The organism is Halobacillus locisalis (genome assembly GCF_013694105.1).
GTDB classification, from domain to species: domain Bacteria; phylum Bacillota; class Bacilli; order Bacillales; family Halobacillaceae; genus Halobacillus; species Halobacillus locisalis.
Genome location: NZ_JACEFG010000004.1, coordinates 60,918 through 79,305 on the forward strand (window position 1 = coordinate 60,918; position 18,388 = coordinate 79,305).

Consider the following 18,388-nt stretch of genomic DNA (forward strand, 5'->3'; position numbering starts at 1 on the left):
TTCTTCACCTCTTAGTTTGGATAGTAGATACTTGCTTTTTAAATTCACTCGCTTCGATCGGTGGACTAAAGTAGAATCCTTGAATCAAATGGCATCCTTTTTCACTGAGGTGATGGGCTTGCTCTTGTGTCTCGACACCTTCCGCAATGACGTCTAGTTGTAAGCTTTTGGCAAGCGTAATGATGGTATCTGTGATGGCTGCGTTACTCGAGTTGGTCGTAATGTCATCGATAAAGGATTTATCAATTTTCAATGTGTCAACAGGGAAGTCCTTTAAATAACCCAGAGAAGAATAGCCTGTTCCGAAGTCATCGATGGAAATATTAATGCCTAACTGCTTCAACTCATGGATTGTTGATAAGGTTCGTTCTGTGTTATGGATGATCAGATTTTCTGTCAGTTCCAATTCAAGAAGGGCAGGAGGAACTTCAGTCTCTTCAAGTATTTCGGCCACAGTCGAAACGAGATTCTTCTGATTCAACTGTTGCGGCGAAAGATTTGCTGAAATGACGAAGTTCGTCATTCCCTCGTCGTACCATTCCTTCATCTGACGGCAGGACTCTCGAATGACCCACTCGCCGAGTGCTGCGATGATGCCTGTTTCTTCTGCTAGTGGGATGAATGTTTTTGGTGGAAGCAGTCCGTAGATCGGATGTTCCCAGCGGATAAGGGATTCCATACCGATCACATTTCCTGTTCGCATATCGACTTTCGGCTGATAATGGAGCACAAATTCATTTCCGTGTTTCAAGGCTTTGAACAAGTCGTTCTCGAGTTTTATCTTCTCCAGTGAGTCGCTCTCGATATCGTTCGAATACATTTGGTATTGGTTACCGGCTCTTTCCTTCGCGCGGTACATGGCTAAGTCGGCATGCTTGATAAGTTGCTCTGCATTATGACCGTGTTCAGGGTAAATAGAGATACCGATACTTGTTTTCACTGAAATCTCCTGCTCATGAATATGGAACGGTGCCAGGAAGATGTCGAGAATCTCTTCTGTTATGGTCTGGACTTCTTCTACGTTTTCAATATTGGGGAGGAGGATGACGAATTCATCCCCGCCTTGTCTCGATACCGTTGCCTCTTTCGGAAGTGAGGCATCTAACCGATCGGCAACGATTTTAAGGACAGAATCCCCGAAGTTATGACCGAACGTATCGTTGATCTTCTTGAAACGATCCAAGTCCAAGAAAAGAATGGCCAGCGTCCGCTCTTGTGATTCTGCATAGGTTAGGGCCTGGTTCAAACGGTCTTGGAACAGCGTGCGGTTTGGGATATTCGTGACGCTGTCGTAATAGGCGTGATATTTTATCTTTTCTTCCATCTGTTTTCTCGCTGTGACATCTTTGAACGTGACTACATGACCGACGATATCATGGTCGATCAGTTGGGGGGTGATGACGTATTCTCCAGGGAACGTGGTGCCATCTTTCCTCAAAAAGTCCCGTTCCATTCGTTCGTGGATATGCTTCTCCACTTCAGTACATAAGGCATTTTCATCCTCATTCTCTCTAACACCGTTAAAAATCTTACATAGAGAAAGACCGGTGACTTCGCTTTCTTCTGTATAACCGAGGAGTCGCTTGGCAGAGGCATTAGAGAACGTGATGTCCCCTTCCAAATCGATCCCGAAAATCCCTTCCCCGGCAGAGTCCAAGATCAATTCTTTTTCTTGGCTGACTTGCTTGAGGTCAGAGAAAGCCTCTTGCAACTCTTGGTTTTTCTTCCGCACTTCAAACGTACGGTCTTGAATGATCAACTCCTGTTTCTCCATATAAATCAAGTTGAATAGAACGGGTGCGGTCGCATCGACTATGGATTCCGCTAACTGCCTTTGGGAGTTGTTATAGATGCGTGCGCCCTTTGTGAATGTCGCGACAGATAGAATGCCGAGAGTTTCACCCATGGCAATCAAAGGGAGTAGGTACATCCCTTGGATATTGAAGTGTTGGCAGATGATTTTATCTGGACGGGGATCCGTATGGACATCAGGTATTAAAATGGGACTTTTGCTTGATATGACTTCTTGCATAAGTGGGTCATCTTGAAAACGTACTTGCAGATGCGTAAGCGATTCTTTCCACGCTTCTTCGGACCAGGAACTGTTCGCACTCATACTCGTCGGTTCAATTTGCTGTTCCGCGACCGGGTCTAAGAAATGAGCGGCGATATTGTGATTATCGAGAACGGTTCCTAAATAATTGAAGCAGACATTGAGCGCTTCTTGAATGGAAGAGCTGAATGATAGTTCACGGGTCACGTTTAGGAGCAATTGTTTTTCGGAGATCAATTTCTCTTTGCGTGTTAAGTTGTTTGCGTTTCGAATGGCTACAGCAGCCATGTTGATGTAGGCTTGGATGGATTCAATTTCAGAATCGGTTAAATCCATTGGAATTCCATAGTCAAATAGAAAAGCGAGTCCGTACAAATGATCTTCATACGTGACGGGAGCCACAAGAAGAGAGGTGATTTTGAATGCTTCGATGGCTCGTCGATCAGGGCGATCGTCCTTTGACGTATCCGGAATGTAGATGGCTTCACCTGTTTCGATGACCTCCTTGGCGAGGTGGTCTTGTTCAGGGTCAATGATATGCATATCCAACGTCATGCCATTCAACGTTTCTGGCTTGCCGACATAGCCGCGATATGTTCCATCGTCTTGTGGTAAATAGATGCCGACCGAATCACATTGGACAATTTCTTCTGATATGGCTGCCACTACATGCTGTAAAACTTCGCGTAAATCGAGCTTGGTATTAATGAGTTTTGTGATTTGCGCAAGGCGTGAATACCTTGTTTGTTCATCAGCCACGACAAAAACCTCCAATGACTTTTGTATTTGGTTACACTTCGACATTTTCTGGAAAAGTCCTTCAATTAGTAGGGTGTTTTTCTTCCATCATAAAAAAATAGCACAAAAGGATGGCTTCTGTGCTATTTTATGGAACTAGAGTAAGTTGATGATGGTTCCACCAGCGAGACCGATAAGCACAATCGCCCAAGCGGGTACTTTAAAGAAGTGAAGAAGGGCAAATAAGAATGCTGCTAGGGCAAAGTCGCCTCCATTTTCAACGGAACTTGTAATGACAGGGTCATAAAAGGCAGCCAGTAAAATGCCGACAACGCTTGCGTTTACGCCAGTCAAAACGCCTTGAAAGGCTGGCCGTTTTCGTAATTCATTTAAGAATGGCAGCGCCGCTAATAAAAATAAGAAGGAAGGTAGAAAGATACCAGCTGTTGCAACAAGGGCTCCTGAAACTCCTTCGATCATCGTTCCCAAGTAGCTGGCAAATGTGAATAGCGGACCTGGAACAGCTTGGGCCATTCCGTACCCAGCTAAGAATTCGTTTGCGTTCAGCCAACCTGTTGGCACGACTTCCCTTTCGAGCATAGGGAGAACGACGTGACCGCCACCGAACACGAGTGATCCGACGCGGAAGAACGTATCAAAAATCTGCATGAGGGCATGATCGATATTCCTTGCGAGAATCGGTAATACGATAAGCAGTCCTGTCAAGAGGGAGAGAGCCCCTACACCGACTTTTTTCGAAAACGTAACAGGAAACGGCTGTACTTTGGACTCTTGCAAGTTCGAGAACATCTTCCACCCTAGTAATCCGGCAGCAAGGATGATGAGTAATTGCATCCAGGCGGAAGGATAGAGTAAGAGGACGGCAGCCGCGACCATGGCTATAAGAATCCGTGGACGGTCTGGTGTCAGCTTTTTGCCTAGTCCGATGACGGCGTGCAGGACGACGGCAGCTGCGACGACTTTCAAACTATGAATAAAGCCTGCATCAGCTAAATCAAAGGATTGATACATAAAGGCGAATAAAACGAGAATCAGAATCGATGGGACGGTGAATCCGAACCATGACACGAGACCACCGAGAAACCCTCCTCGTAACATCCCGATGGCGATTCCCACCTGGCTGCTGGCGGGGCCGGGGAGGAATTGGCAGAGAGCGATGATGTCTGCGTAGGTTTTGTCATCGATCCATTTCTTACGGTCGATGTATTCGTCTTTGAAGTAGGCTAAATGCGCGACCGGGCCACCGAAGGAGGTGAGGCCGAGTTTCGTAGATGCTTTGAAAATTTCGAGTAGTGAGCCTTTCGGTTTACTCATCTGAGTGATTCCTCCAATCTTGTTCTAGTACTTCTTGTGCGAGTTCACGAACTTGATGTTTCGCTTCTTGTAATAACTCGCGTCCTTCTTCTGTAATGACATAATATTTTCTGACCTTACCGTTGACGTTTTCTTCATACTTTTCAAGGAATCCGTTGGTATGAAGCTGCTTCAGGGTTGGATAGAGAGTGCCGGGACTGATGTCATATCCGTGGGAGGCAAGCTCTTCCATGAGATAAGCTCCATAAATGGGTTCGATGTCCGCGTGGTAAAGAATGTGGATTTTGATAGAACCTAGAAAGAAGTCTCGTAACAACTGCACACCTCCTCAATATCGAATGCCGATATCATTTTACGATATTGGACAGTCCCACTCAATATCATGGACCGAATCTTTACAAAAACTTAGCAATTCTTGAATCGGAGTATGACTGCGATTATACTTATGATAATGATTCTCATTTTTGATTAGGGGGAAAACCGGATGAGCGAGATGTACGACGTGACGATTATCGGTGGGGGAACCACTGGTTTATATACAGCTTTTTATAGTGGGATGCGAGATTTGAAGACGAAAGTGGTCGAGTATCAGCCTCAGGTCGGGGGGAAGGTGTCTTTCTTTTATCCAGAGAAGAAGATCTACGATGTAGGTGGTTTTCTAGGAGTGACAGGGGAGGACCTTGTTACGAACGTTGAAGAACAAGCTGAATTCGTACAGCCCACGATCCTGACCAATGAAAAAATCATCTCGATCGATAAAAAGGATGATGGAACGTTTGTGTTGACCAATGCAGAAGGGGTAGAGCACCAATCCCGTACCGTCATTGTGGCTTCAGGGATGGGGACGTTTGATATGGAACCCATGGACGTAGAAAATAACGAAAAGTATGAACAAGACTATATCCACTATACAATTCAACGGAAACAGCAGTATAAAGACAAGCGAGTGGCCGTTGTTTCCCAAAGTCGTGTTGGCATCGATTGGGCACTTGCGCTTGAAGGAATCGCCTCATCGGTCGATTTGATTAATGGGGGAGAGATGTTCAAGGCGACGTATGAGCATGACCTTGAGCAACTGGAAGCTTCCTCTGTGAGCGTTCACTATAACCAATCGGTGAAATCATTAGTTGGCGAGGACGCCCTGCAGCAATTGACTCTTGATAATGGCGAAGTTGTGAATGTCGATCACATTCTCGTCTATGAAGGGTTGAACATCGAGAAGAGTATGTACGATCAATGGGGTCTTGCGACAGAAAAAGGGCGGATTCCAGTGGGGACGGATATGTGTACGAATGAAGAAGGGATATTTGTCGCAGGGGATGCAGCCATTTACCCGAACAAAACCATGTTGATCGGTTCAGGGTTCAATGAAGCGATGGCGGCTGTGAATAGTGCAGCCAAATACTTGAATCCTAAAGCAAGTGCGCAAGTATACAGTACAGTCATTTATAAGTACGAGTAACCACAAAAGGGACAGGTACTGTGGCTTCATAAGCCTAAGCACCTGTCCCATTCTTTTTAATTGGAGTTTTTGGCGAGATGAGGGTTTTGTACACCTGATTCGATGTATGAACGAATGAGCTTCCAACCATCATCGGTCTTTTGAAACGTATCGAAAAATAAGTTCGAAGTAGGAATCGGTTCCCCATCCAAGACAATGGACACCCAGAACGAGACAATCCATTCCTTATCTTTTGTCTGTGTCATCGAATGATCCGTGTACACCCACGTCATATCCTTATCTTCGAAATGATCGAACGCTTGCTTCCAGCCTTCGACAGACTCTTCATATCCATAATCCACGGCTTCTCCGTCCCGAATCTCGCGAGCAATGAAGTCTTCTGCAATCGTTTCTTTTAGAAAAGCTAAGTCTTGTGAACTGGCCCGATCCTTGAATGACTCGTAAAATGTAGAAAAATCCATATTCATCCCCTCCACCTAATGAGGTTCGACATACGTATGGAAATTCCTTCTAATGACAGATGCCTAGATTGTAAGCGATGATTTTCGTCTGAGCGGCCATAGTCGCGAGCCACAACAATTGGCTAGCCGAAAATAGCGCGTACCAGCTCTTTTTCTTTCTTAGCTGGCCCCGCTTTTGAAAGGCATATAAGACGAGGGGGATGGTCGTGATCGTGAAGAGTAGCGTCAGACCGAGGAAGCCTTGATAGTGATTCATCCATAGGAAGTGATCGAATAGGGGGATGATGATGGTAGGCGTATTGACGATGGAAATGAAATAGATTCCCAGTCCCCAAGAGGCAAGCATGGTGGTGAATAGAATAAACGGAAATGTTTTCACAAGTATGGCTCCTCACACATGTAATCCCGATTAAGTTTATCGGGTTAATGTTATCTTACGTGTGAGGAGCCAGAAATGTCAACGTTAACCATACTTTTTCTGGTGATCCTTCTTTTTCTTTAAGTATTCTTCATCTTCACGTGCTTTGATCCATTTTTCTTCAAAAATTTCAGCCGACTTCGCTTTTACTTCATCGATGTCACGGTCGTTGATTTCCCCGTCTTCATCGTATTTCTTCCCGCCCTTATAATTGGCATAGCGACGCGAGCGGGTGTACCCCATCTGCAAAAATTTACGCGCCATATCCATCCCGACAAAATCATCGTTCTCCTTATAGTCCAGGAAAAGTTGATAGATCTTGTCTGACGACTCTTTAGCGATGTCAGGAGTTTTGAAACGCCAATAAGGGAGGATTTCGCTTTTGTACGGTTCAACGAGAAGAACACCTTGTTCACCTCGTCCTACGCGGTAAAGTTCCGGCTGTTCACGGAAGTCCGTCTTGTCGAAATCAATATCATAATCGAAACTCATCCAAACCCTCCTTTTTCGCCGAACATATTGAGTCCTAAATCTTGAGAAAGCTTCTTGATGAGGGCCCCACCCGCTGTACTGTTTCCTTTTTCATCAATCGCAGGCCCGATGACACCCACCCCCATGCGGCCGGGAATTGCCCCGATGATGCTCCCTGACACACCGCTTTTGCAAGGGAATCCCGCCTCAACTGCATAGTGGCCGGATGAGTTGTACATGCCGGACGTCATCATGATCGCTTTCACTGTTCGTAAATGGTGAGGTGGAATCAGTCGCTCACCGGTTTGTGGCGATCGTCCGCCACAGGCTAAGAACAGACCGATTCGAGCAAAATCATCACTGCACATCATCACCGAGTTCATACGGAAGTACAAATCGAGCGCTTCCTCCACATCCGTCACAAGCGTACCGGTACTTTGCATGAAGTAAGCGAGCGAACGGTTGCGGGCACTGTTGGCTTTTTCTGCTTCATATACATCTTCACTCATGTACAACTGATCGTTATCGGTCATTTCTTTCAAAAAATCTAAGTATCGGGAAAAACGATTCTCAGGACTTTGGCCTTTGATCATCGCCGCAACGGCAATCGCCCCTGCATTGATCATCGGGTTGAACGGTTTACTCGTGTCGAACGATTCCAGTTGACTGATGGAATTGAAGAAGTCGCCCATCGGTTCCATCCCGACGGCATTGAAAACTCGCTCCTTGCCGAAATCCTGCAAGGCAAGCATCAATCCGACCACTTTCGATGTGCTTTGCATCGGGATGACCTGAAGGTGGTCGCCAGCGGAATAACATTGCTGATCGGTCGTAATGATGGAGACGCCGAGCATGTCCTTCATCGTTTCATCGAAATTCGGTAAGCTCATATTTACATTGCCGGAAGCTGCGAATGGGCGGCTGTCTTCTATGGCATCTTCTAAATAATCGGTCGTCAATTCTTTCATGGTTTCGCCTCCTCGATGTTTGGTTTGTACCCTTAATGGGTGTGGAGATAACGTTCGGTTGAGAGGTGGGGGTGCTTGGGTGTCCGAAAAAATGCGTTGCGTGTCCGGAAGGTGTGAGCAAATGTCTGAATAATGGGCGTTTGTCCGAAAAGACGCAGCTGATGTCCGAAATAAGAAAGGGCGTGTCCGAAATAGCCCACACCATGTCCGAAACCCCGACACAAATGTCCGATATCACGCCAAAAAAAGAAGGCTCCACCTAAGTGGAACCCTCTCCCTACTCCTGTTTCAAATAGCGGCGATCCTTCAAGAACAACTTCCAGAATAAGATGAACCCAGGAATCAGAATACCAAAGCCGATCGCATAAATGATGAGCATCGGATAAAAGCTCGCGCTCGTAAACCCGTCAGCCACTGTTAAATCCGGATACACGAGGTATGGGAGGTGGGCTGATCCGTACGCATAAATCGCTAAGCCATATTGAATGATGATCGACACAACCGCAAGTCTCGCAAATCCCCGCTTTCCATCACGGTGCTTGAGGAAGAGGGCGCTGTAGCCGATGAGGAAAAAGACAATCGAAAGTCCGAACCAGAGCCAGTTGGCCTCGATATTTTGGACAATCCAATCTGCTTCTACAGGAAACGTCCCGATTGTCAGCACCGCAACCAGGATCGATACGGGACCGAGCCAAAGAGCGTGTTTGCGGAAGGTGTGGTAAGCCGACCAGTCTTCTGCTTCTTTCGCATAATCCATCAAGAATACGGCCGAGATGAACAACTCTGTCGAGAGCCCGAAAGCGATGTGCATATACAACGTCGGATGCGTCATCAACTCTCCGTAGTGGAGTCTTGGATAGTCATTTTCGAAATCAACAAATCCACCTAGTGTAATCGGCAGAATACTGACGAGTAAGGCGGGTAGAATCAAGCCGGTCACACCAGACGTAATACGCAATAATGTCCGGAACCGCTGCGCGTAATGTTCAAACACCATAAAGGTTGTTCGGACGGTGAGCAAGAATAACCCTAGTGCAACAGGGACTAGCAAGATGCTGGAAAGCAAGGTCGTAGCGAACGGGAAGAACGTTACGACAGAAACGACGAAAATGACTAAGAAGACGTTCGTAATCTCCCAGGCTGGTGACAGGAATTTGTTGGCGATCACAGAAGCATTGGTATTTTTGTTCTCGTTACTGTAAACCATCCCCCAGAACCCAGCTCCGAAATCGAGCGATCCGAGCATGGAATAGACAAAAAGCAGACTCCAAAGAATCGTGATGGCGACCGAAGATGCCTCCATAATCAGCTCGCTCCTTTCTCAAGATCTTTACTGACAGGGTTCCGTTTGAAGTAAAATTTCAAAATGAACGCTGTAGCGAATAACAGGGTGACATATAACGTGATGAACAGGACGAATAAGAAACCGACGCTTCCGGATTTAGTTGCCGCTTCACCAGTTCTGAGGACATCCGTAATCGTCCATGGCTGTCGTCCGATACAGCTGAAGCACCAGCCGGCCTCGATGGCGATCATCGCAAGAGGTCCACCGGCTACGAAGAGAGCAAGCATCCAAGGTGGGTACTCTTTTTTCAGAACCAACTTCCAAAACACAGCGAACATCGCAATCACGATCAAGACCGATCCAATTCCGACCATGACATTGAAAAGAATATGGACATAGAGCGGGGGCCATAATTCTTGCGGCCATTCATTCAATCCTTTCACTTCCGTATCGAAGCGGTCCGCTGCAAGGAAACTCAGGGCATACGGAATCTCGATCGCGTATTTGACCCGTTGGTCTTCGAGCGACGCATAGCCGCCGATCGATAACGGCGCATATCGGGTCGTTTCAAACAACCCTTCCGCAGCGGCCAATTTCCTCGGATTATATTCGTGAAGTTTCTGTGCTGTTTCATGGCCATTGATCGATGTCGCGAGTGACGTAATCAACCCGAAGTAGATGGCGATCGTCAACGCCTTCTTATGGTAATTCCGTTCTTCCGTTGAGATATTCCGTTTCAGCAAACGAAGCGCGGCAATGGATGCAATGATGAACGCGACGGTCATAAAGGCGGAAAAAACAACGTGTAATGCAGATGTGACGAAGCTTGGATTAAAGAAGGCTGCCCATGTATCTACATCTGTAATGCCCCCATCTGGCGTCAGACGAAAACCAGCGGGTGTATTCATCCAGGCGTGCACGTCCGTAATGAGAACGGCGGAGGCAATCGCCCCTAATGCCACAGCAAAAATACTGACAATACGCAATTTCGTAGGCAACCGGTCGGCGGCATATAAGTAAATTGACATAAACACCGCTTCAATGAGAAACGCGAAGATTTCCATTTGGAAAGGTAAAGCGATGACTTGTCCGACAATTTCCATGAAGTTCGGGAACAAGAGCGAAATCATGACCCCTACAATGGTTCCTGACGCAATCGATACCGCCAATATGATGGCGAACCCTTTCGTCCAACGTCTGGCCATCAGTGCATAATCCGAATCTTTTTTGATTAAATGGAGGATTTCCGCGATGATGATCATCACAGGAAGTCCGACACCGATGGTTGCATAGATAATGTGGAAGCCAAGTGATGATCCAAAGAGTGCCCTCGCCATGACAACAACATCCATTATGTACACCTCTCTCTTGTAAATACTTTATTGCTTAGCTTATTCTTCCATGAGAGAGAGGTTTTATGCATTTATTTCTTCGCGAGTACGACCCATTCATCGATGGTGAACGTTTCGATCGTGTCACCCTTTTTTATGATGGAAAAATAGTGCTCTTCTTTTTCATTCGCTCGTAATAAAAATTCCTTTACTGCGTTCTGGGTGAGCGGATTGGAAACCGTTCGAGTGAGCCAGTCGGCATAAGGAAGTGTTTTTCTCCGGACGGTTTGTTTCGTAATTGTGAGGTCATGGTGACGAATCAAGTGTTCCCACTCCGATATTTTCAGTGCACGTGCATGGCTCGGGTCACGCATTTTTTCAAATGTGTTATAAAACTGATCAAGACCATCGTCCGCCGGTGCGACATTATCAATCATTAAAAAGAGCCCATCATTTTTTAGGACACGAGCGACTTCACTTATGAATTGATCCGGATGCGGGAAATGGTGCGGCGCAATCCGGCACGTCACCGCATCGAATTGATTATCGAGAAACGGCAGATCCTCGGCATCTGCCACGACGTAGTGGATGTTCATGTTTTGTTTTAAATGATCCGCCGTATTTTGTAGCATGTCTTTCGTTAAATCTGTCGCAAAAACCGTGCCCGCCGATCGGCTCAATTCCTTCGCGACATGCCCTCCCCCTGTAGCGATATCAAGCACAGTCCACGTTTGTTGTGGCTGAAGCCATTCAGTTATCTGATCTAAATCAGAGCGGTTGCTGTGCGTGGAGCTCGTGACATAAGATTCTTTGCTCTTGGAAAAGGTTTGTCGTACCTGATTTTTTTGTTCGTCAGACATGAAAACGCCTCCTTTTTCTTCCATTATAGCGGACGTGTTGTGTCGAACGCTCGCAAAGTTGGTTGAGCGCTCGCAAAAGCCAAGAAGTCGCGCCCAAAACCAGAAAGCCGCGCACAAAAACCCCGAAGCCGCACACAATATACGAAACCGATCATCCACAAAAAAGTATATTCTCACAACCAAGTGGACAGGATGATAACAAGTTTTTGACATCCCAAAGATTTCGTTATAGTATATGAAGAAACTATGTATATTTTCGTTGACGAGAAGAGTAAGCCATCACAACTGTCCTCAGAGAGTCGCCATTCTGCTGCAAGGCGATGACAGCTGATTGCCGAAGATCATCTCCGAGAAGTTCTGCTGAAATGATTCAGAGTAGGGAGAACCGGTGGCGGCCGTTATCCGTTTTTTGTTTACCAAGTGCCATGCGGATGCATGGAATATGGGTGGTACCGCGGAATGACATCCGTCCCTGATGATTGAATCAGGGGCGGATTTTTTAATTTCTCTGGAAACATAAGATTTATTTCTACATGCAACACAAATATAAAAAGGGTAAGAGGTGGAACGAATGCGCAGTGTGAACACGAAAGAAGCGGCAGTCGACCGCGAGAATCGCGTCAAAGATTACTGGAACGCAGAGAACGTCTTCAGACGCTCCATGAGCGAGCGCGAGGGCGAAGAGACATTTGTATTTTATGAAGGACCTCCAACAGCGAATGGTCTTCCACACGCTGGTCACGTCCTTGGCCGCGTCATCAAAGACTTCGTCGGTCGTTACAAAACGATGCAAGGATACCAAGTTCTTCGTAAAGGGGGCTGGGACACACACGGTCTTCCGGTAGAGCTTGAAGTCGAGAAACAGCTTGGCATCTCCGGTAAACAACAGATCGAAGAGTACGGTGTCGAGAAGTTTATCGAAAAGTGTAAAGAAAGTGTCTTCAACTATGAGAAAGAGTGGCGTGAATTCACGGAATCAATCGGGTACTGGCTCGATATGGATGATCCATATGTGACGCTTCAAAACCGTTATATCGAAAGTGTATGGTACATCTTAAGTGACTTGCACAAACGTAACCTGCTTTCAAAAGGTCACCGCGTTACGCCTTACTGCCCGAGCTGTCAAACGACATTAAGCTCTCACGAAGTGGCGCAAGGTTATGAAGATGTCAAAGATCTTTCGGCAACAGCGAAGTTCAAAGTCAAAGGCACAGAAAACGAATTCTTCCTAGGATGGACGACGACGCCATGGACGCTTCCAGCAAACGTTACACTAGCTGTCCATTCGGATCTTGATTACATCAAAGCGAAGAAAGATGGCGAAGTGTACATCGTGGCAGAAGCATTAGCTGAGAAGAACCTTGGTGAAGAGTATGAAGTCGTATCCCGTCACAAAGGTAGCGAATTCGCAAATGTCGAGTACGAAGCTCCATTCCCATACGTGAAGCCTGAGCGTGGTCATTTTGTCGTCGAAGCGGACTTCGTAAACGCCGAGAGCGGTACGGGTGTCGTACACATTGCACCGGCTTACGGTGAAGATGACTATAACTTAGTGAAAGAACACAACTTGTCCTTCTTCAACGTAGTCGATGGTCAAGGTCAATATACGGAAGATATTCCTCCATTCGCAGGGCGTTTCGTGAAAGACTGTGACGTCGATATCGTGAAATACCTAGCGAACGAAGGACTTCTTTTCCATAAAGAAAAATACGAGCACAGCTATCCTCATTGCTGGCGTTGTGACTCTCCACTCTTGTATTACGCAATCGAGAGCTGGTTCATCAAGACGACTGAGCTGAAGGATAAATTCCTTGAGAACAACCAACAAGTAGAATGGCACCCAGGTCACATCAAGGACGGCCGCTTCGGTAACTTCCTTGAGAATATGGTCGATTGGAACATCGGACGTAACCGTTTCTGGGGTACGCCGCTGCCGATCTGGATCTGTAATTCTTGTGATCATCAATACGCGCCGCACAGCCAAGCGGATCTTCAAGAAAAAGCGATTGGCGATGTTGGAGACGTTGAGCTTCACAAGCCTTATGTAGACCGCGTTCAACTGACGTGTGAGAAGTGTGAAGGCACGATGGACCGTGTACCAGAGGTTATCGACGTTTGGTTCGACAGTGGTTCTATGCCATTTGCCCAACAGCACTATCCGTTTGAAAATAAAGATCAGTTCGAAAAACAATTCCCAGCAGACGTCATCTGTGAAGGAATCGACCAAACGCGTGGCTGGTTCTACAGCTTGCTTGCGGTATCGACTCTATTCACAGGTAAAGCGCCTTACAAGCGTGTCCTTTCTACAGGTCACATCCTGGATGAAGAAGGCCGTAAGATGTCCAAAAGTAAAGGGAATGCCCTGAACCCGACTGACTTAGTCAGCAAGTTCGGTGCAGACGCCTTCCGTTGGGCTCTTCTAGCTGACAGTGCGCCTTGGAACAACAAGCGTTTCTCTGAGCGCGTTGTGGTGGAAGCGAAATCGAAAGTTATCGATACGCTTGTGAACACGCACGGATTCTACACGCTGTATGCGAATATCGACGGCTACGAATTCGATCCGAACGATGCTGGTGAGAAGACGCTTCTTGACCGCTGGGTACTTTCTCGCTTGAACAGTGTGACAGCTGTCGTTGGGGAATCCTTAGACGATTACGATTTCACAAAAGCAGCCAAAGCGCTAGAGAAGTATGTTGACGAAGTGAGTAACTGGTACATCCGTCGTTCCCGTGACCGTTTCTGGGAAGAGGGAATGACAGAATCCAAGAAAGCGGCATACCACACGCTTCACAACGTGCTGACTGGATTGAGCAAGCTGATGGCGCCGTTCACACCATTCTTGGCTGATGATATTTATCAAAACTTAACCGGAGAAAGCGCGCACTTGGCGTACTTCCCGAAAGTCGATGACAATATCGTCGATCAGCAGCTAGAACAAGATATGGATGCTGTGCTGCAAGTGGTTGAACTGGCCCGTGGCGTACGTAACACAGAATCCATCAAGACGAAGCAGCCACTATCTGAGCTTGTTGTCATCCCGGTGAACCCGGTTCTCGGCGAAGCGTTAGAAAAATACAGCTCCATCATCCGTGACGAAATCAACGTCAAAGAAGTGATTGTGAAGCAATCCTCTGATGATTTAGTCCGTTACGAAGTGAAGCTTGATTTCCGCGCGGCAGGACCCGTTCTAGGGAAGAACGTCGGCGTCGTGAAAGGATTCTTAGAGAAATTGTCTGACGAAGAAGCAGCGAAAGTCGTTCAAGACGAGAAAGTGGTCGTCCCAACGAATGATGGGGACGTTGAAGTGTCCATGGATCTATTGAACGTCGAGCGCGTAGCGGATTCCGGACTATCAATGGGATCCAACCAAGACTTCCACGTCGTTCTAGATACGACGATCACCGAAGAGCTTCGCCTGGAAGGCCTTGCTCGTGAAGTGATCCGTGTCATCCAGGATGATCGTAAAACACAAGATCTCCCAATCGATCTTCGCGTCGATATCGCCCTTGATGGGGACGAAGACATCAAGAGAGCGATCCAACAAAACGAAAGCTTAATCCGTGAAAATGTTCTCGTGAACAACCTGACTGTAGGGGAAGCGGAAGGCATGAAAGAGTTTACGGTTGGAGAGAATCAAGTGAAGGTAGCCTTGCAGAAATAAAGAAAATCAAAAAGTCCGTTCCCTTGAATAAGGGGAACGGACATTTTCTATTTACATATAATAGTTAGTATTTTGTTTAAGTCTTAAAGTAGAGAATAAATGATTTAAACTTCAGACCTCACCGGTGGACCATACTCCTTAAGCGTCCCGTTATCCAAATCATCCACATGCTTATACAAAATCCCATCAATCAACTGCAATTCCTCATTCGTGAGCAAGAAGTCATCCGCCTCTTGGACACCATCAAGCTGAGACGGTTTTCGTGCGCCCCAAAGCGCCACATCGGAGCCAGTCGGGTGATCGAGCAGCCAACGAACCGACAACTGGATCAAGTTACGATCTTTGTTAGCGGCGAAGGCTTTCAAGTCATCCACTGCATCAATCAAACTTGGATATTTATCCCCTTGGAATAACTCGATGTTGCTGCGTAAGTCGTCATCAGGGAAAGTGGCATCTTTGGTATATTTGCCTGTCAGCATACCGTGAGCGAGAGATCCCCAGGATAATGTTGCAATGTCATGGTTGCGGCAATACTCGAACCAGTTGATCAAGTAGCGCTGCAGCATATTCAAATGCATTTGCGACGTGTGAAGGGGAGCGTGTTCTTGCCACTCTTCCATTTGTTCTGGACTGAAGTTACTGACCCCAATCGCACGAATCTTCCCTTCTTCATAAAACTCTTTCATCTTCTTCGCTGTCGCTTCTATGGATTCATCTGTGTCCGGCCAATGGATTTGATAAAGGTCTACATAATCGGTCTGCAGCCTATCGAGACTCGCTTGGAGCTCTTCTTCCAAATGCTCAGGACGGCTGTCGCGGTAGTTCCCTTGATCAGACCAATCGATTCCTGCCTTCGTTGCGAGCACAAGATCTTCACGGTTCACATTGGACTGAGCGATCGCTTTTCCGATCAGCTCTTCCGATAACCCTTGCCCATATGCAGGCGCGGTATCGATGGTGGTGATTCCTTTTTCTATAGCGGTTTGAATGGTTTCGATGGATTGTTGTTCGTCCGTGCCACCCCAACCTGTTCCGCCGATTGCCCATGTACCAAGAGCGATTCTCGTTGCTTCCACTTCACTTCTACCTAATTTCACTTTCTTCATAAATTTTCGTTCCTCCTTTATGGAGGGTGGTTTCCCTTATATTACCTGACTTGAAACGTTTCGATGTGGTGATGTTCAAGTGGAGATATCAGAAAAACATTTGTAGAAGTGGAACAAATTTGAAATAATAGATTTTGAATAGTCTAACATTTCAGGAGGATACTATGAAGCTTACGATTCTACATACCAATGATATCCATAGCAATTACGAAAATTTTGCAAAAGCCGTGACCGTCATCAAACAACATAAACAAGAACAAACCCTTTTACTTGAGGGAGGGGACTTTGCGGATTTCAAAAGCATTGAGTTGCAGGGGACGCGTGGATTGGCGGCCATTGAGATGCTGGAGCATGTCGGGTACGACGCCCTGACCATCGGGAACAATGAAACATTCAATGGTGTGGATACCTTACAACATATGGCGAGCCAAAGCCGCGTTCCTTTTATCGGAAACAATCTATTGAGATCCGACCAGACACCTGTTGAAGGAGTCGTCTCCAGTACCATTATTGAAAAACAAGGCTTGCGTATCCTTGTAACGGGATCATCACCAGATTTGGGTGGGTTCAATGAAGGGCTTGGCATCCATGTCGATGATTACAAAAAAGCCTTGCAGCGTGAGTTGGAGTTTCACGAGGGAGCGTATGATGTCTGTATCGTTCTGAGTCACGTCGGAACCGAAGCGGATGCTGAACTTGCTGAGGCGTTCGAGGAAGTCGATGTGATCATTTCAGCACATGACCACCAATTATTTGATAAGGCTAGACTCGAAAACGGGACGATTCACAACAGTGCCGGCAACTATGCGGAACATGTAGGGGTTGTCGAAGTTGAATACAAAGATGGGCAATTGGAGTTGATTGATTCGAAGATGTTACCGACTAATCAAGCGGAACCAGATCAAACGATCCAATCGATCCTAGCTACAAATAAGGTGAAAGCCATCGAGAACTTGCGTCAGCCTTTGTATGACCTCTACCGCCCGCTCTGGCATGACGTCATTGAAGAAAATCCGTTGACCAACCTGATCGCTGATGGTCTTAAGGAGATGTTGGATTGTGATTTCGGGCTCATCAATAGCGGCATTGTGAGTGCAGGGTTGTTCGATTTTGTTTCAAAGAAGAAGTTGATTGAGGTCAGTCCTTCTCCTTTAAATCCGACAACCTTTGAAGTGAAAGGGAAGGATGTTAAAAAAGCGCTGGAGGATTCTTTGGACGCACAAGTTTGTTTAGCAGATGGAAGAGGGCCTGGATTCAGAGGAAAATATGCAGGCCGGCTGCACGTGTCCGGTGCAACCGTTTCTCATGACGGCGAACGAATTACGGAGTTCACAATCGACGGTCAACCGGTAGATGATGAGACCTGGTACACGGTTGGGAGTTCGGATTATTTACATCGAGGGTCTGGCTATCCATCGCTTGCCAACAGCAGAAATGAGAAATACCGGCCTGAGGAAATCCGTGATGTGATCGAAATGTACGCGAAAGACGAAGCCCATGTGGAGCGTGCGTTTGAAAAGCGCTGGAGCAAAGAAGCGTTGGCTCATCAACGCTAGTCGAATACACTTCAGTGCCGCCGGGGTTATGAATTAGTCACTGGCACACTAAAATAGGAGAGGGATGGTTGAATGCTGACATTTTCAGGAGAGAAAGACCGTTTTTTCGCTATCTACACAGCCAAGTATTTTGTTCAGATTACAGGATTTTTGTTGCTCCCGTTTTTCTTTCTGGAGGTTACTCGTAACCCTTACTTTATCGTCGTATGGTCGGCGATCTATTTGTATTTTCTTATGACCGCAGTGCTGATCATTTTCAACGTGAAATATGAATTTCGGGATGATCACTTATATGCACAAGGAGGACTGTTCAAGAGAAAGATTCCTTATCACGCTATCACCGAAATCCGTACAACAGCAGACGTCTATTTCGGAGATGATATTCTTCTTACATCTGGAAACGCTCTAGAGATTATTTTTGTGAAAAAAGGGAGAGAAAAAAGCTTGAAAATCTCTCCTGATAATCGCGAGGAATTTCTCAATATCCTGGGCAGCTCGTGTCCTCAGGCAGAAATGGACGTCCATGATATTTCTTATAAGTAATTCAGAATAGGATCTGGACTTTCATGGTATTATGACCTTTTTGCCAACATAGATTGATAGAAAGTGTCCTAACCGCTCCTTTCAAAACACTTTTAAGGGTGATGGAGTTTGGAAACGTCCTTAATTAATCACTCACTTAC

General features: G+C 46.4%; 15 protein-coding genes and 1 other annotated feature. Of the genes, 4 read left to right on the plus strand and 11 right to left on the minus strand.

Annotated elements, in window-relative coordinates; genetic code table 11:
• Positions 1-4: 4 nt before the first annotated feature.
• The 3 genes from H0266_RS17205 to H0266_RS17215 all read right to left on the minus strand — a co-directional run bounded on the left by H0266_RS17205 (position 5) and on the right by H0266_RS17215 (position 4,448).
• Positions 5-2,812 (minus strand): EAL domain-containing protein, encoded by a 2,808-nt coding sequence (locus tag H0266_RS17205; protein ID WP_181473686.1) that lies wholly within the window; start codon positions 2,810-2,812, stop codon positions 5-7.
• Between the two features lie 135 nt (positions 2,813-2,947).
• Positions 2,948-4,126, minus strand: a complete 1,179-nt coding sequence (gene chrA, locus H0266_RS17210) for a chromate efflux transporter (RefSeq protein WP_181473687.1) — start codon at positions 4,124-4,126, stop codon at positions 2,948-2,950.
• A complete protein-coding gene (locus H0266_RS17215; RefSeq protein ID WP_181473688.1) occupies positions 4,119-4,448 on the minus strand; it encodes a helix-turn-helix transcriptional regulator in 330 nt (109 codons plus the stop codon). Before H0266_RS17215 ends, chrA begins: the two co-directional genes overlap by 8 nt.
• Before the next feature lie 162 nt (positions 4,449-4,610).
• Between H0266_RS17215 and H0266_RS17220 the strand changes: the two genes are divergently transcribed.
• On the plus strand, positions 4,611-5,588 hold the full coding sequence (locus tag H0266_RS17220) for an NAD(P)/FAD-dependent oxidoreductase (protein WP_181473689.1): 978 nt from the start codon (positions 4,611-4,613) through the stop codon (positions 5,586-5,588).
• A gap of 56 nt (positions 5,589-5,644) precedes the next feature.
• Here H0266_RS17220 and H0266_RS17225 read toward each other — a convergent pair whose 3' ends face one another.
• The 7 genes from H0266_RS17225 to H0266_RS17255 all read right to left on the minus strand — a co-directional run bounded on the left by H0266_RS17225 (position 5,645) and on the right by H0266_RS17255 (position 11,382).
• Positions 5,645-6,049 (minus strand): nuclear transport factor 2 family protein, encoded by a 405-nt coding sequence (locus tag H0266_RS17225; protein ID WP_181473690.1) that lies wholly within the window; start codon positions 6,047-6,049, stop codon positions 5,645-5,647.
• A gap of 49 nt (positions 6,050-6,098) precedes the next feature.
• The gene (locus H0266_RS17230; protein WP_181473691.1) at positions 6,099-6,428 is read right to left on the minus strand and encodes a hypothetical protein; all 330 of its coding nucleotides are present in this window, start codon (positions 6,426-6,428) and stop codon (positions 6,099-6,101) included.
• Positions 6,429-6,512: 84 nt separating this feature from the next.
• Positions 6,513-6,959, minus strand: a complete 447-nt coding sequence (locus tag H0266_RS17235) for a DUF4385 domain-containing protein (RefSeq protein ID WP_181473692.1) — start codon at positions 6,957-6,959, stop codon at positions 6,513-6,515.
• Complete coding sequence (glsA, locus tag H0266_RS17240) at positions 6,956-7,906, minus strand: glutaminase A (protein ID WP_181473693.1); 951 nt, start codon at positions 7,904-7,906, stop codon at positions 6,956-6,958. Before glsA ends, H0266_RS17235 begins: the two co-directional genes overlap by 4 nt.
• A gap of 277 nt (positions 7,907-8,183) precedes the next feature.
• Entirely contained in the window at positions 8,184-9,209 is a 1,026-nt protein-coding gene (locus H0266_RS17245) for a cytochrome d ubiquinol oxidase subunit II (RefSeq protein WP_181473694.1), read from the minus strand.
• 2 nt (positions 9,210-9,211) lie between these two features.
• On the minus strand, positions 9,212-10,543 hold the full coding sequence (locus H0266_RS17250) for a cytochrome ubiquinol oxidase subunit I (protein ID WP_181473695.1): 1,332 nt from the start codon (positions 10,541-10,543) through the stop codon (positions 9,212-9,214).
• Positions 10,544-10,614: 71 nt separating this feature from the next.
• The gene (locus H0266_RS17255) at positions 10,615-11,382 is read right to left on the minus strand and encodes a class I SAM-dependent methyltransferase (RefSeq protein ID WP_181473696.1); all 768 of its coding nucleotides are present in this window, start codon (positions 11,380-11,382) and stop codon (positions 10,615-10,617) included.
• A gap of 250 nt (positions 11,383-11,632) precedes the next feature.
• Positions 11,633-11,859: a binding site (T-box leader), on the plus strand.
• Positions 11,860-11,953: 94 nt separating this feature from the next.
• Between H0266_RS17255 and ileS the strand changes: the two genes are divergently transcribed.
• On the plus strand, positions 11,954-15,043 hold the full coding sequence (gene ileS / locus H0266_RS17260; RefSeq protein ID WP_181473697.1) for an isoleucine--tRNA ligase: 3,090 nt from the start codon (positions 11,954-11,956) through the stop codon (positions 15,041-15,043).
• A 104-nt stretch (positions 15,044-15,147) separates the two neighbouring features.
• On the opposite strand, the gene H0266_RS17265 is transcribed toward ileS, so the two are convergent.
• Positions 15,148-16,149 (minus strand): aldo/keto reductase, encoded by a 1,002-nt coding sequence (locus tag H0266_RS17265; protein WP_181473698.1) that lies wholly within the window; start codon positions 16,147-16,149, stop codon positions 15,148-15,150.
• Between the two features lie 164 nt (positions 16,150-16,313).
• Here H0266_RS17265 and H0266_RS17270 point away from each other — a divergent pair, with 164 nt between their 5' ends.
• Positions 16,314-17,705 (plus strand): bifunctional metallophosphatase/5'-nucleotidase, encoded by a 1,392-nt coding sequence (locus H0266_RS17270; RefSeq protein ID WP_181473699.1) that lies wholly within the window; start codon positions 16,314-16,316, stop codon positions 17,703-17,705.
• A gap of 72 nt (positions 17,706-17,777) precedes the next feature.
• Positions 17,778-18,248, plus strand: coding sequence for a PH domain-containing protein (locus tag H0266_RS17275; protein ID WP_181473700.1), 471 nt, complete (start codon positions 17,778-17,780; stop codon positions 18,246-18,248).
• Positions 18,249-18,388 lie beyond the last annotated feature (140 nt).

Bases quoted from the DNA above. Each gene is read 5' to 3' on its own strand.
- chrA (WP_181473687.1), bottom strand. From the start codon at position 4,126: ATGAGTAAACCGAAAGGCTCACTACTCGAAATTTTCAAAGCATCTACG.
- H0266_RS17220 (WP_181473689.1), top strand. From the start codon at position 4,611: ATGAGCGAGATGTACGACGTGACGATTATCGGTGGGGGAACCACTGGT.
- H0266_RS17225 (WP_181473690.1), bottom strand. From the start codon at position 6,049: ATGGATTTTTCTACATTTTACGAGTCATTCAAGGATCGGGCCAGTTCA.
- H0266_RS17235 (WP_181473692.1), bottom strand. From the start codon at position 6,959: ATGAGTTTCGATTATGATATTGATTTCGACAAGACGGACTTCCGTGAA.
- glsA (WP_181473693.1), bottom strand. From the start codon at position 7,906: ATGAAAGAATTGACGACCGATTATTTAGAAGATGCCATAGAAGACAGC.
- H0266_RS17245 (WP_181473694.1), bottom strand. From the start codon at position 9,209: ATGGAGGCATCTTCGGTCGCCATCACGATTCTTTGGAGTCTGCTTTTT.
- H0266_RS17250 (WP_181473695.1), bottom strand. From the start codon at position 10,543: ATGGATGTTGTTGTCATGGCGAGGGCACTCTTTGGATCATCACTTGGC.
- H0266_RS17255 (WP_181473696.1), bottom strand. From the start codon at position 11,382: ATGTCTGACGAACAAAAAAATCAGGTACGACAAACCTTTTCCAAGAGC.
- ileS (WP_181473697.1), top strand. From the start codon at position 11,954: ATGCGCAGTGTGAACACGAAAGAAGCGGCAGTCGACCGCGAGAATCGC.
- H0266_RS17265 (WP_181473698.1), bottom strand. From the start codon at position 16,149: ATGAAGAAAGTGAAATTAGGTAGAAGTGAAGTGGAAGCAACGAGAATC.
- H0266_RS17270 (WP_181473699.1), top strand. From the start codon at position 16,314: ATGAAGCTTACGATTCTACATACCAATGATATCCATAGCAATTACGAA.
- H0266_RS17275 (WP_181473700.1), top strand. From the start codon at position 17,778: ATGCTGACATTTTCAGGAGAGAAAGACCGTTTTTTCGCTATCTACACA.